Annotated in this window: 16 protein-coding genes; 2 read left to right on the top strand and 14 right to left on the bottom strand. The window is 46.3% G+C overall.

Translation table 11 applies throughout. The features are described 5' to 3' along the window. The first annotated feature begins 68 nt into the window (after positions 1–68). A complete protein-coding gene (gene flgK, locus PR799_RS02660) occupies positions 69–1709 on the top strand; it encodes a flagellar hook-associated protein FlgK (RefSeq protein ID WP_272521193.1) in 1641 nt (546 codons plus the stop codon). 64 nt (positions 1710–1773) lie between these two features. Continuing rightward, a complete protein-coding gene (gene flgL / locus PR799_RS02655) occupies positions 1774–2709 on the top strand; it encodes a flagellar hook-associated protein FlgL (protein WP_272521192.1) in 936 nt (311 codons plus the stop codon). Here the strand turns inward: flgL and PR799_RS02650 are convergent. The 14 genes from PR799_RS02650 to fliF all read right to left on the bottom strand — a co-directional run bounded on the left by PR799_RS02650 (position 2706) and on the right by fliF (position 14140). Further along, positions 2706–2828: a hypothetical protein gene (locus PR799_RS02650; RefSeq protein ID WP_272521191.1), complete on the bottom strand. Its 123-nt coding sequence runs from the start codon at positions 2826–2828 to the stop codon at positions 2706–2708. The two genes, flgL and PR799_RS02650, sit on opposite strands and share 4 nt — an antisense overlap. A gap of 259 nt (positions 2829–3087) precedes the next feature. Then, positions 3088–3867 carry a flagellar biosynthetic protein FliR gene (fliR, locus tag PR799_RS02645; RefSeq protein WP_272521190.1) on the bottom strand — a complete coding sequence of 260 codons (780 nt, stop codon included), beginning with the start codon at positions 3865–3867 and terminating at the stop codon, positions 3088–3090. Between the two features lie 2 nt (positions 3868–3869). After that, entirely contained in the window at positions 3870–4139 is a 270-nt protein-coding gene (gene fliQ / locus PR799_RS02640) for a flagellar biosynthesis protein FliQ (protein WP_006657520.1), read from the bottom strand. 8 nt (positions 4140–4147) lie between these two features. Next, a complete protein-coding gene (fliP, locus tag PR799_RS02635) occupies positions 4148–4891 on the bottom strand; it encodes a flagellar type III secretion system pore protein FliP (RefSeq protein ID WP_154628466.1) in 744 nt (247 codons plus the stop codon). Between the two features lie 12 nt (positions 4892–4903). After that, positions 4904–5401, bottom strand: a complete 498-nt coding sequence (fliO, locus tag PR799_RS02630; RefSeq protein ID WP_272521189.1) for a flagellar biosynthetic protein FliO — start codon at positions 5399–5401, stop codon at positions 4904–4906. 2 nt (positions 5402–5403) lie between these two features. Continuing rightward, the gene (gene fliN / locus PR799_RS02625; protein ID WP_036951399.1) at positions 5404–5820 is read right to left on the bottom strand and encodes a flagellar motor switch protein FliN; all 417 of its coding nucleotides are present in this window, start codon (positions 5818–5820) and stop codon (positions 5404–5406) included. Further along, positions 5813–6820 (bottom strand): flagellar motor switch protein FliM, encoded by a 1008-nt coding sequence (gene fliM / locus PR799_RS02620; protein ID WP_154628468.1) that lies wholly within the window; start codon positions 6818–6820, stop codon positions 5813–5815. The genes fliN and fliM overlap by 8 nt, the downstream gene beginning before the upstream one ends. Positions 6821–6825: 5 nt before the next feature. Beyond that, positions 6826–7311, bottom strand: a complete 486-nt coding sequence (gene fliL, locus PR799_RS02615; RefSeq protein WP_036951392.1) for a flagellar basal body-associated protein FliL — start codon at positions 7309–7311, stop codon at positions 6826–6828. Between the two features lie 162 nt (positions 7312–7473). Then, complete coding sequence (locus PR799_RS02610) at positions 7474–8919, bottom strand: flagellar hook-length control protein FliK (RefSeq protein WP_272521188.1); 1446 nt, start codon at positions 8917–8919, stop codon at positions 7474–7476. After that, positions 8920–9363, bottom strand: coding sequence for a flagellar export protein FliJ (gene fliJ / locus PR799_RS02605; RefSeq protein ID WP_154604154.1), 444 nt, complete (start codon positions 9361–9363; stop codon positions 8920–8922). A gap of 11 nt (positions 9364–9374) precedes the next feature. After that, positions 9375–10739, bottom strand: coding sequence for a flagellar protein export ATPase FliI (gene fliI / locus PR799_RS02600; protein WP_036951385.1), 1365 nt, complete (start codon positions 10737–10739; stop codon positions 9375–9377). Continuing rightward, a complete protein-coding gene (gene fliH, locus PR799_RS02595; RefSeq protein WP_154628472.1) occupies positions 10736–11467 on the bottom strand; it encodes a flagellar assembly protein FliH in 732 nt (243 codons plus the stop codon). The genes fliI and fliH overlap by 4 nt, the downstream gene beginning before the upstream one ends. Next, complete coding sequence (fliG, locus tag PR799_RS02590; protein ID WP_006657530.1) at positions 11460–12452, bottom strand: flagellar motor switch protein FliG; 993 nt, start codon at positions 12450–12452, stop codon at positions 11460–11462. Before fliG ends, fliH begins: the two co-directional genes overlap by 8 nt. Then, positions 12449–14140, bottom strand: coding sequence for a flagellar basal-body MS-ring/collar protein FliF (fliF, locus tag PR799_RS02585; protein ID WP_132494667.1), 1692 nt, complete (start codon positions 14138–14140; stop codon positions 12449–12451). The genes fliG and fliF overlap by 4 nt, the downstream gene beginning before the upstream one ends. Positions 14141–14247 lie beyond the last annotated feature (107 nt).

The raw sequence follows: 14247 nt of genomic DNA, 5'->3' as shown, positions 1-14247 counted from the left end.
TTTGAGTGGCTAGCGCTGAGATTGAGTCAGCCAATCAAAGCGCTCAGTCCCAAGAATAGGAAAAGCTTATGCTGAACAATGTAATGAATAATGCGCTCAGTGGTGTGAACGCTGCGCAAGGCGGGTTAAGTGTTATTTCTAACAACTTAGCGAACGCTGGCGTAGGTTACTATCACCGCCAAAGTGCTGTTTTCGGGGAGAATCCCGGTACGATGACACCTAATGGTTATTTTGGTAACGGCACCTATTTCAGCCATGTTCGCCGTGAGTTTGATGAATTTGTTAATGCGCAATACAGCCAATCCCGCGCACGTAGCGGTGATTTCGAAGCGTATGTGAAAAACTGCAACAAAGTGGATGACCTACTGACAAACAATGTCGAAGACTTGTCTGGTAGCATCGGTAGCTTTTTTACAGCGCTGGATACAGCTAGCAGTGACGCGAGCGACAAAACGCTGCTTGACGTTTTCTTAGGGCAATCCAACGCGCTAGTTTCTCAATTCAAAGAAGCAGATAAACAACTGCAAGAGATGGAACGTGATATTAACCGCCAAATTGAAAATAAGGTGAAAGATATCAACATCTACGCAGAAAAAATTGCGGGATTAAACCAACAAATTGCACGTGTGCGCTCCGTCAGTGGCTCAGAGCCTAACGATCTGCTGGATGTCCGTGACCGCTTAGTGAATGAAGTTAACTCGTTGATTGGCGTTAAAGTTATCGAACAAAATGGCAACTATAACGTGACCTTTGCCAACGGGCTACCGCTGGTTACTGGCGAAAAAGCTAACCGTTTAGAAGCAGTGCCATCCTCAAAAGATGACAGCCGTTTTAGCATTGGTTTTGTGGGGGCAAATGACCAAGTTCGTGAAATCCCTGACGAAGCATTCAAAGGCGGTGAATTGAGCGGTATTTTACGTTCACGCCAAGAAGTGCTCGACCCTGCTTATCAAAAAATCAATAAATTAGCGTTAGTTTTCGCGACTAAATTTAATGAAATTCATCAAAAAGGTTTTGATTCTAATGGCGAAACTGGCAAAGACTTTTTCGCGATTGGTAAAGGCTCTGTGGTCAGCAACACCTTCAATACCGGTAAAACTGACTTTGATTTGAGTTACAGCGATGTTTCTCAAGTGACGGGCAAAAACTATGAAATGCGTTTTGATGGTGGCAAATGGAATGTAACCCGTTTACCGGATGGCGTTGACGTTAAAGTTGATACTAGCACTCCAGGTTCACTGAAATTTGAAGGTATTGAACTCAAAATCACGACCAATTCTCCTGCACAAGGAGACACTTTCGTCGTTAAACCGATGAATGGAGTGGTTAACGGGATGTCAACGCTGGTAACCGAGTCTTCGCAGTTTGCAAAAGCAGGCAGTAAAGATGGTGGCCCGGGTGACAACGAAAATATTAAAGAGTTAGTTAAGCTGCAAGACCAAAAATTGATTGATGGTGGCTCGACGTTCTCTGATTTCTACGCAACATTAGTCAATGATGTGGGAAGTCGTACTAAGCAAGCGCAAATTGATTCTGAAACCCAGAACAAAATGACCGAAAGTTTCTATCGCCAAGAGCAAGAAATTTCGGGGGTTAACATGAATGAAGAGAGCATTCAGATGCAAAAAATCCAGCAATTCTTTAACGCCAATGCTCAGGTATTAAAGACGGTTGATGATTTATTTAATGCATTAATGCGTGCGTTCTAATTGATGGCGTTTTGAGTGATCAAAAACACTGGGTTTTAATCAGAATTTAATAAGGATTTAAGCGATGCGTTTAAGTACGAATATGATTTTCCACCAACGCTTACAGGACATGAATGGCGCTCAATCTCGTTGGATGGAGGCGGGTAGTCAATTAGCTTCAGGGCAGCGTGTAAACAAGCCTTCAGATGACCCGCAGGCATCATCTCAAGCGGTGCGTATTAACCAGTCTGAAAACCGCAACCAACAATATGTGGCCAGCCGCGGTTTTGCGAAAACTGGTATGACGTTGCAAATGAGCATCCTGACGCAAATGACGGATGTCACGACGCAAATCGATACCACCATCATTCAAGCTTCTAACCAAGGCGCTTTAAGTGATAAAGACCGCAATTCACTAGCTGAGCAACTGACTGGCCTGAAAGAGCAATTAGTTGCGCTGGGCAATACCACCGACGGTAATGGTCGCTATATTTTTGCGGGCTTTAAATCTGATAAGCCACCATTTGAAATTGATGCGGATGGTGAAGTGCTGTACCACGGTGGCGATAAGCCAATCACTCAGAATGTCGCGAGTGAGCGTGAAATGACTACCTATTTCACGGGCGCACAAGTGTTTGAAACCGATGGTACGGGTATGGTCAATGTATTTAAAGCATTGAACGAAGGCATCAAAGCGCTGGGCATTCCACAAGAAAATGCACCGCAAGCGGATTTAGACAGAGCGCAAGCGGGTATGGACGCGGCTAACCGTGGCATTAAAGCGGCATTGGATCAAATCTCCAATATCGAAGCGAAACAAGGTTTACAGCTGCAAGAGATTGATAAACTTGATTTCTTAGCGGATACCCGTTCTATCCAGAATGCGGCGCGTAAAAGTGAGTTGTTAGAGACGAACTGGACAGCGACCACAACGGATTATTATAAAGAGAAGGCGATGTTCCAAGCTTCTCAAGATATTTTTAAAGATCTGAACAGCATGTCATTATTTGGCGGCCGTTAATTGATTTTTACCGCACCCTGTAGCAGTGGCATGTGTATCGGGTGCGGGTTTTCTTCCCAGTATTTTTTATACCTCTTTTCAGTTTTTCCTTCTGATTTTTCTTGCACGATTTTTTTCATTCCAATCCGCATTTTCGTTTTTCTCTTTTAAGGTCACTGGGTTTAACTTTTTAATAAATTAATAAACAATAGATTAATAGAGTAGATGGTTTGGCCATTATTCATCGTAATACTTGAGGGACAGAACAAAACTTATGCAGAGTTGTATGGTGAATGAACAAAAGATCCAGAATATCGCAGTACTTATGAAATAAATATCTCAGTACTTATGAAATAGAAGAACGAAGTAATATGTCGTTTGAGATGGTTAGATCAAACCTCAAACCCACAAATTAAACATTAACGACAGCTGCTCAAACGCTTGATGGATCAGGCGTTCTGTATAGCGTGGAAGAATAGAAATAATCAGCCCCAACATGCTGATACCGATAGTTAATGTGAGAGGGAAGCCCACCACAAACACAGATAATTGCGGCGTCATTCGGTTTAGAATACCAAGGGACAAGTTGAGAATTAAAAACAGCGTAATAAACGGCAGGGCAAGCATTAACCCATTGATAAAAATGGTATTAGCAAATTGTAAAAACACCCAAAAACCATCGCGGTGCAAGGGCGCGGTTTGAATAGGGATCAGCTCAAACGAGTTCGTCAGAATATAAATCAGCCACAAATGCCCATCGAACGACAAAAACAGCAGCAACGTGATTAAATTTAAAATTCGTCCGAGGATCGGCATATTAGGGCCGCCGGTCGGGTCAAAGAACGTTGCGAATGACAATCCCATCTGTAAACCAATCACTTCCCCTGCATGACGTACCGCGGCGAAAGCCATCTGCATGGTCAATCCCATGGCAGCACCAATCACAATTTGTTGAACACAGACCCATAATCCCATAGCTGAAAATAGAGGGATAGTTGCGAGAGGTAATTGTGGGGAAATGACTAAAACAGTGAAAAAGGCGAGGGCGATACGTACCTTACTGATAGCTTGTTTTTCATTAAAAAACGGGGCGGTGCCAAACAGAGCTAATAGGCGAACAAAAGGATAAAAACCTTGGCTTAACCATAGCGTGAGCGTTTCGCTGGTAATGGTTAACATGATCAGCCAATGATAAACGGTAAGTTACTAAATAACGTGCGGATATAGTCCGTAAGCAGGTTCAGCATCCATGGTCCTGCGATGATTAATACCGAAATCACCGATAAAATCTTAGGAATAAACGATAAGGTCATTTCGTTAACTTGGGTCGCTGCTTGCAGCAAGCTGATAATCAAACCCGCTGCCAGTGCGGCTAACAGCAAAGGCGCCGCCAGCATCAATGCGATTTTCATCGCTTCTGTTCCCATTGCCATTACAGATTCAGGTGTCATGTGTGCTCCTAATTAAAAAAGCTTTGGGAAAGGGAACCGAGTAGCAACTGCCAGCCATCGACTAACACAAATAGCATTAACTTAAATGGCAAGGAAACCGTCGCAGGTGGCACCATCATCATCCCCAGTGCCATCAATACGCTGGCAACCACTAAGTCGATAATCAAAAATGGAATAAAGATAGTAAAACCAATCTGGAACGCGGTTTTTAATTCACTGGTAATAAACGCCGGAATTAAAATACGCATCGGCACATCTTTGGCTTCTTGGATATCACCCACTTTGGCGATGCGGGCAAAGAGCGCTAAATCAGATTCACGGGTTTGTCCTAGCATAAAGGTACGCAGTGGCGCTGTGCCTTTTTCTAATGCAGTTTCTAGGCTAATTTTATCTTCGCTAAAAGGTTGATACGCCTCCCGATAAACTTGGTCGGCAACTGGGGACATCACAAAGAATGTTAAAAATAAAGCTAAGCCCAGTAACACTTGGTTTGGTGGCGCAGACGGCGTACCAAGGGCGTTACGGAGTAACCCTAATACGATGATAATACGGGTAAAACTGGTCATCATCAGCAACATTGCGGGGATAAAACCCAGCAAGGTTAAAAACAGCAAAGTTTGAACGGGTAACGACCAAGATTGACCACCATCGGCTAATGTATGGCTGATCACGGCAGGTAATGCCGCAGAGGCAGATTGTGGCAGAACAAGTAACAGAGCGCTGATAATGGCAGCAGATTTTAAAGGTGACATAGGCGCTTCCGGTTACTGTTTTTCAGGTGCCACAGCGTTAGCAGCATCCTGTTTTTTCTTGAAAATCGACTGAAACGTTAACGGTTCAGAGGCAAAGTTCACTACATCGTTTTCCAATGGTGCAGGGTACTGGTGCAGCAAATTCACGGATTGTGATGTGACGCCCAGCACTAAATATTCGTTATTCACTTCCACCACGACAACGCGCTCTTTGCCACCGAGAGTACAACGACCTTTCACATTAATCAGTTGCTGCTTAACAAGTGGGTTACGTCCAAACCCAAACGTTTTAAACAGCCACGCACCCAGCAAGATCAGTAAAATGATCCCACCAAGTGCACCTGAAATCTGCGCTAAGCTATCATTTTGGTTGATAGCTTGTGCGGAGTGACCTTCGCTGTTGACGGTGCTGGTCAAAAAAGGCTTTTGAGTGTGCGCCGAATCAATTTGTGAAGGTGGTGCCTGCAAGGACACCTCGGTTTGTAAAGGTACCGCTGTTTCGTCAGGCATTTCTAGCGGCTCAAGCGGCGCATACGTTCTGATGGCGTGATGATGTCAGTGATACGAATACCATAATTGTCAGACACCACGACCACTTCACCTTGAGCAATTAAATAACCGTTGATCAAAATATCCAGCGGTTCGCCTGCTAAACCATCTAAAGAAACCACCGAACCTTGAGACAGGCTCAGTAATTTTTTAATTGTCATTTTGGTGCGACCCAGTTCCACCGATAGGCGAACAGGAATATCCATGATCATATCGACATCAGATAACTGATTTAACGGGTTTTGTCCGTCGAAATTATCGAAATTTTGCATACCTGCGGAGGCGGATTCCGCTTGTTTTTGCTGTTCCAGCGCCTCAGCCCACAGATCCTCTTCATTGTGGTTGGTTGATGCATCAAGAGAATTCTTCGCCTCACTCATTGGTACTTTCCTCATCTAGAGTGTTTAAAACAGGATTAATCAAATGTTCCACACGCAGCGCATACTGGCCGTTTTGGGTACCGTATTGACTGGTTAATACGGGCACGCCATCAACATTGACGATAAGACGGTCAGGTTTCTCGATAGGGAGCACATCCCCTTTTTGCAATTGCAGTAAACGAGAAATACGCAGCGGGATCTCAACCAAATTGGCAATCAGTTCAAGTTCTGAACGTTTTACTTGCGTGACTAAATTGGTTACCCACGCTTCATTTTCTTGATGCCCTTGCTCCATTGGTGGGTTAATTAACCGCTCACGCAATGGCTCAATCATGGCAATAGGAATACAGATACTGAACTCACCGACGGTATTACCAATTTCCACTAAGAACGGGGTCGTAACCACGATATCGTTCGGGGAAGTGGTGATGTTGGTGAATTTAACTTGGATTTCAGAGCGCACATACTCGACTTCAACGTCCGCAATCGGCTTCCACGCATCACGGTAAGCGCCTAAAGCCAGCTTCAGCATACGGTTGATAATGCGTTGTTCTGTATTGGTAAACTCTTTACCTTCCGAACGAACAGGGAATCGACCATCTCCCCCAAACAGGTTATCCACGGCGATGTACACTAACGCAGGTTCGAAAGTGAACAGTGCGGTACCACGAAGCGGTGGCATGTGGATCAAGTTCAGGTTGGTTGGAACTGGCAAGTTACGCGCAAATTCATGATAAGGTTCGATTTTGATGGCGCCAACCGTAATATCCGGGCTGCGGCGCAACATGTTAAATAACCCCATACGGAACTGGCGGGCAAAACGCTCATTAATAATTTCCAAGGACTGCATACGTTCACGAAATACCCGACGTTGGGTATTCGGGTCATAAGGGCGAACATTGTCTTTGTCTTGGAGATCCGTTGATGGCTGGTTACTTGATGGCGCATCATCATTGAGTAGCGCATCAATTTCAGCCTGAGATAAAATATTATCGCTCATGGGTCTTACCGCAGAATAAAAGTAGTAAATAACACGTCTGAAATATCCTGATCAGTATCACCTGGGATCAGGGTAGGGGTAAGTGTCCCTTTAATATCTTTCATTAATTGCAACTTACCCTCGTTAGTACCCATATTTTTAGATTGCTGTTCTGACAGCAATAACAGTAGGCGGCTACGTACTTCTGGTAGGTATTCATGAAGTTGCTTACGCGACTTTTCATTCGCTAGACGTAAGGTGATGTGGATATAGAGCACGCGATCTGCCGCATTGTTTACCCCTGGTAGGTTAACGGTAAACGGTTCTAACTCCATAAAAATCGGTTGAGGCATATTTGGGCGTTTTTCTTCCCCATTTGCAGTCTCCTGCGCCTCTTGTTTTGTCGTCCACCAGCTGTAACCACCGAAACCTGCACCGGCTAAGGCAATGAGGGCAAACAGCAAAATTAACCCTTTGTTCGAACGTTTAGATTGATTGCGTGAAGACGACATGTTGCAAAATTCCTGTTGTAAATGCCAAACCCATACGGAGTTTTATACTTTATGATCTCTAGCATTATCCCTAGATTGGGAAGAGTTAAAGGAGTGAAAAACGAAACAAAAAGGCGGTAACTCGACGCTTTAGACTTGAAATTACCGCCATTAGATTATTTCTTAGGCAAAGGTGTTAATTCCGCCTTGATGTGTTGGCAATTTAACTCCACTCACGCTGGCATGAGATTCACTGATGCCCACCGCGCCCATTGATGAATGGGTTGGCTGAATTTGCCCATCATGTTGGCGAGATTGCTGATCAGCGTTTGATTGACCGCTAAAATTATCTTGCCCCACGGAGCCTTGAGCTAAATGAATACCACTTTCCTGCAATGCACTGCGCAGGACTGGCATCATGCTTTCCATCGCAGCACGAACATGGCTATGTGGAGAAACAAAGTGCATCACGGCTTGATTATCTTCGATACGCAAATGCACATTGAGGGAACCTAACTCTTCAGGATGTAAGCGAATTTGCGCTTGAGAAACCCCTTGGCGAGAGAAAAACAGCATTTGCTGGCTAAGTTGTTGCTGCCAAGCTTCAGTACCAAACGGCACAGCAAAGTTCATGGTTGGCATTGGCATCGCAGGTGTTGCTGTTGGCATTGGTGTGGCAGATGGTGTTGCCATAATGCCTGCAACATGGGTTACCGTCGGTGTTGCGGTGTTGCTAAATGCACCGCTTTCAGCTTGAACACTAAAAGCCCCTTTAGCGCTATTTTGCAGATTCTGGGTATTTTCAGCTGTCGCATTGGCGATTTGTGACAGAGATTCTGCGCTTGGAGCTTTTTTACCCAGCGATAGCGCATCTTGATTCAGATCTTTCGTTGGGATTGCGCGTGGATTATCCAACGCAAATAGAGCCTGATCGCGACGTTCACCCACTTCTTTTTTGCCCATTAAAGCGAGCGTCGGTTCATCGGCTTCCCCGGTGAGCTGCAATTGCGATCCAGCCAAGGTTTTATCATCAAATGGCGTTACGTTACGTGCCACATCCGTCAGTTGTTGCAGCGTTTGTGTGAACGGAGTTGCAGAGGGTTTCTCCGCGCTGGTTTGCGGGTTAGCAGCCGCTTGAATACGCTCATCCATCGCTTGTTTTAATTGGCTGATTAAGGCTTGTTCATCGCCTTGTTTACCTGTTAATAGCTCCGCTTGCAGTGGTGATTGTGCATTAAGATCACGACGGAAATTCAGCTGTGCTAAGGTATTTTCAGCTTGTTGTTTTTGAGCTAACTGATTTTGAATGGATTCTTTTTCAGCTAACTGATTTTCTGTGGTTGCGATTTTGTCCGTTGCTAATGGCGCGTCAGTGGATTTTTCTGAGTTGGCTGTAGCTGCATCAGATTGTTTTTGCTCACTGATCTGTTGGTTCAAAGGCGTTTCGTTAGCACTGCCATTGAGCACGGGGGCGCTATCGCCGTTTTTTTCTGGCGATTGCTGGTTTTCAAGCATGGCCTGAAAAGGGACGGCAGGCGCTTGGTTTTCATCAATTTGCTTGTCTCGCGGCTGTTCCTTCGCGGTGTTAGCGGTAGGGGTGACCGGCAACAGGTTTGCATTGACGTCCATTTATTGGGTTCTCCGTAAAGTCGCGCGTTGAGCAAATTCATCCATCTGCTTTTGCTCTAAGCGATTTTGACGTTGGTTTTGCGTGTGTTCAGCACGCTGGATCAGGGTATCGAACGCATTGACGCGTTGCTGTTTTTCTTGCCAATGACGATTGGCGTCACTGACGCGCTGTTCCCAGAGCGTTAATTGCTGTTGTTGCTGCTCGATAGTCAGTTCTAAAGTCACAAGAAATTGCTGATAGTTCTGCCATTTGTCCGAGTCCATACCCGTGTGCAATGTTTGGTTTAATTTCTGCCGATATTCCGACTGATAGTTTTCCAACATGTGCAACTGCTCCGCCATTTGCGTGTGCGTTTGGCGAACTTGAGCAAGGACTTTAGCCGCTTCCTCTGAGGCATCTTCTGCTAAGCTCAGTAAGGTCGCTAATGCATGACTATTGGACATCGCATTCCTCGTTATTCATTGGGAACAACATGAGCCAGTTGTTCACAAGCGGTTTGATAATCACAACGTTCATCAATATCTTGCTGTAAAAACTTCGACATTCTTGGGTAATACTGAATTGCGGTATCGAGCATCGGATCGCTACCCATGGCGTAAGCGCCGACGTTAATCAGGTCACGGTTGCGTTGATAGCTGGAGGTGAGCTGTTTAAAGCGCTGGATCTTACGATAATGTTCTTTGGCGATAAGCTCCGTCATGGCACGGCTAATGGACGCTTCAATATCAATGGCAGGGTAGTGCCCAGATTCTGCCAATGAACGTGACAGAACAATATGTCCATCTAAAATAGCGCGCGCGGAGTCTGCAATTGGGTCTTGTTGGTCATCCCCTTCAGTCAACACGGTATAAAAGGCGGTAATCGAGCCGCCGTTTTTCCCATTACCCGCACGCTCAACAAGGGCAGGTAATTTCGCAAAAACAGACGGTGGATAGCCTTTGGTTGCTGGGGGTTCACCAACGGCAAGAGCAATTTCACGCTGTGCCATACTGTAGCGTGTGAGTGAATCCATGATCAGCAATACGCTTTTGCCTTGGTCACGGAAATATTCCGCGATGCGGGTAGCGTAAGATGCGCCTTGCATCCGTAGTAACGGCGAAACATCCGCAGGCGCGGCAACGACAACGGCACGGCGTAGCCCTTCAGCACCTAAGATATTTTCAATAAAGTCTTTAACTTCGCGCCCACGCTCACCGATTAGCCCGACAACGATAATGTCTGCTTGAGTGAAACGCGCCATCATGCCAAGTAGCACGCTTTTACCGACGCCGGAACCTGCAAACAGCCCCATACGTTGACCACGACCGACAGTTAACAACGAGTTAATTGCTCGTACGCCCACATCTAAAATATCGTGGATTGGCGTACGCTCCAGCGGGTTGATGGACGGCGTGATCAACGGAGCACGTTGTTTGGTTTCCAGTGGTCCTTTGCCATCCAGCGGAGTCCCTTGGGCATCTAATACGCGTCCAAGTAGTTCATTACCAAGAGGGAGCAGGCGACTTGTTTGTCCGTCTTCTCCAGACGTTTGCGCATACACGCGTGCACCCGGCGAAATACCTTCGAGGTCGGAGAGCGGCATCAACAACATGCGAGGTCCGTTAAAGCCAACCACTTCGCAGACAACTTCGTCAGTGCCACCATTAATTATGCGTTCGATATAGCAGGTGGCGCCTAAAGGCATTTTAATGCCTTCGGCTTCCATCACGAGACCGGTAATTTTGGTCAAACGTCCATAGCGGCGTACCATCGGAATGCCTTTCATGCGTGACTCTAAGTCATCAAGAGACGCTATCCAACGGCCGAGTCTCGCAGTCATGACAAGCTCTCCGGTGCATATAGACGGCATAATTCTTGCCAGCGAGTGGCGACCGTCATATCAATTTCACCATCTTCAGCGACCACGCGACAGCCACCCATATGCAGGCTTGGGTCAGCGACTAAGCGCCAGCCATTCAAGTCTAACAATGAGCCTAAGTGTTGTTCGATAAGCGCCACATGATTCGGGTTCACATGCAGTTCAGGCTGGCTCGCAAATATTGGTTTTTGTTGCATTAAATGGCTAATTTCTTCTAGCAGCGCGGTACCATCACACACGGTAGATTGCCCCAACACTTGTTTCGCAGCGGTTAGCGCGATTTGCAGCAATTTGGTAGTGACGACCGTGTCAAAGGTATCCAGCGAATAGTGAAATTCTGATAACAGTTTTTGCCATGTTTCAATCACCGGTTGCTGAAGGGCGAGGGCTTGCTCACTCCCTTGCTGCTCACCAGAACGTAAACCTTCCGTAAAACCAGCTTGATAACCCTCTTTTTGACCTTTTTCAAAGCCTTGTTGGAAGCCCGTTTTCTGGGCATCCTCTTTGATGTTATCCAGCAGGTTTATCTGCTCGAGCACTTCTTTTGGCTCTAAGCAGGGGACTTTCGGCGTGTTCGGTTCAGGAACTTCATTCAACGGCGGGATAGCCGATGAATTCAGATCCCATTGATTAAGTTCCCGTAACTGCCAAGGCTGCCACTGCTGATTATTTTTGGATGTATTAGACATACACGTCGTCTCCACCACCAATCGCGATTTCGCCTTTTTCCATTAAACGGCGAACAATCATCAGAATAGCCTTCTGTTCGGTTTCCACTTGTGACATACGGACTGGTGCTCGAGATTCCAGATCGTCGCGAACAATCTCGGCTGCACGCGCTGCCATATTGTTGAGGAAATGGTCGCGCAGTGCTTGGTTGCTGCCTTTGAGGGCAATAACCAGCGAGTCGGTAGACACGTCTTGCAGAATGCGTTGAATGCTGCGGTTGTCCACTTCGATAAGGTTTTCGAACAGGAACATTTCGTCGATAATGCGCTGAGCCAGCTCACCATCGTAATCACGCATGGCATCGATAACGCTTTCTTCTTGCTGATTTTTCATCAGGTTGATAATTTCTGCCGCGGTTCTTATGCCACCCATTTTGCTGCGCTTGAGGTTCTGACCGTCCAGCAGGTTGTTCAGCACTTCGGTCAGCTCGGCTAATGCGGCTGGCTGAACGCCACCAAATGTTGCAATACGCAGCATAATGTCGTTACGTTGGCGCTCTTCGAACAGTTCTAAAACATCGGCCGCTAAGTTGCGTTTTAAGTGAACCAAAATTGTAGCGATGATCTGTGGATGTTCGTCACGAATAATATCGGCAACCGTTTGTGGCTCCATATAATTGAGGCTTTCGATACCAGAGGTGGTCTCTTGTTTCTCGAAAATATCTTCCAACAGGCTGGCAGCACGCTCTTCCCCAAGGGCTTTGACCAATACCGAACGCAGGTAGTCGTTGGTATTGATATTTAAGGCGGCAAACTGAATTGCCGACTCTTCAAACTCGGTGAGCACTTCCGCCAGTTCGTTGTTGGAGATTTGGCGCATGTTGGACACCGCCATACTCAACTGCTGAACTTCTTTGGGATTCAGGTGCTTAAACACTTCCGCCGCCTGATCTTCGCCGAGTGTCATCAACATTACGGCGCTTTTTTCTGTTCCAGTTAAATTCATTGGGATTTTCCTAACCACTGACGGATAACCATTGCCACGACTTGTGGGTCTTTCTCTGCCATTTCACGAATACGCTGGCTTTGAATTTCAGCGCTAACACGTTGACGAGTAAGACGGCGACGGGTTTTCTCGTCCATATCTTCACTAATTTCTTCTTCCACCACGAACGGCGCTTTGACTTGGGATGCATTAGCAATAGACATTTCAGCATCGATTTGCGCTTGTTGGGTTTTGCGATATTTCACCCACTGAGGTTTGATACCGAAGCGCCACATAAACCAAGCAATCAACGCGATTAGCAAGATTTTGCCGTAATCTAACGCTTGGCCAATCACTTGCGGGTTATTCAACAACGAAGGCTCTTCAACCACTGGCGTATCGTCAGTAAATAGGGAGTTCGTAATGTTGATTGAGTCGCCACGCTGCGCGGAATAGCCCATTGCTTCACGGGTCAATGCATCAATTTGTTGCAACATTTCTGGTGGGAGCGGCTTCATTTCTGGGCCTTTCTCACCTTCTTGGGATTGGTAATTGACGATCACCGCAACAGACAGTCGGTCAACGACACCAATTTGGCGCTGTGTGTGACTGATTTTGCGATCCACTTCGTAGTTTGTGGTTTCATCACGCTGGGTATTGAGGGTGCCATTACGGGTATTCCCGGCAGTTTTCCCATCGGTGCTTTCTTTATTAGCATCAATCGGTGCGCTTGGTGCGCTTACCGGTTGGTTCGATAATGCGCCCGGTACGCCACTTGGGCCACCGTTACTGTTTTGCAGGCTTTCGCTGTTCTGGCGAGAACGAACCGCAGCCGCATCAGGGGTTTGGTTTGGTTTGTACTCTTCAGAAGTCTGTTCAACTTTTGAAAAATCCATTTGCGCGGTGACTTGCGCGTGAATATTGGCACGACCGACTAATGGAGACAGAATATCTTCAATGCGCTCTTTAAGATGGGCTTCCATCTCTTTGGTCATTTTGATTTGTGCGCTGTTGGCAGATTGCTGGCTGTTGTCGTTGTTGGTCAGCAGGCGACCCGTTTGATCGACAATGATCACGTTGGCGGCGGTTAAGCCGGTCACGCTGCTTGAAACCATGTGGACGATAGCGCTAATTTGCCCTTCATCTAACATTCTGCCCGGTAATAAACCGACAGTGACCGAGGCGGTCGGCAGTTTTTGTTCACGGACGAATAAGGTTGGTTTAGGGATAGCTAAATGGACTCGAGCGCTTTGAACTGGGCTGAGAGATTCGATGGTACGAGACAATTCCCCTTCAAGGGCGCGCTGGTAGTTGATTTGCTCGCTAAATTGGCTGATACCAAATTGTTCTTTATCAAGCAGTTCAAAACCGGTATTTCCGCCTTTCGGTAGACCTGATTGCGCCAGTTTCAAACGTAATTCATGGACTTTATCGGCAGGCACAAGAATAGCGCTGCCGTTATCCGCGATTTGATAAGGGACGTTCATCTGGGTCAATTGACCGACAATATCGCCACCATCTTTTGCGCTAAGGTTACTCAGCAGCACACGATAGTCAGGGCTACGGAACCAGAGGAGCAGGGCGACAATAATAGATATCGCAGCAGCACCGGCAATAATTAACGGTATTTTCGGGTCGGCTTTGATGCTTTCGATCAGTGAGGCAAAACCTTTTTTGGCCTCCCCCGTATCTTTAGATGCGGTACTCATAAATATTCCCTGCTATGCAAACTAAACGGATGAATATACGTTTGGTGAAACAATCTTATTTCCCTCTTCGTAACCTCATTTTTTTACGCTGCTATTATTTATTGTCT

The sequence above is a fragment of the Providencia sp. PROV202 genome (assembly GCF_028479565.1).
GTDB lineage: Bacteria > Pseudomonadota > Gammaproteobacteria > Enterobacterales > Enterobacteriaceae > Providencia > Providencia zhijiangensis.
The sequence above is the reverse complement of the archived record's forward strand: the minus strand, read 5'-3'. Positions and strand labels throughout refer to the sequence as shown.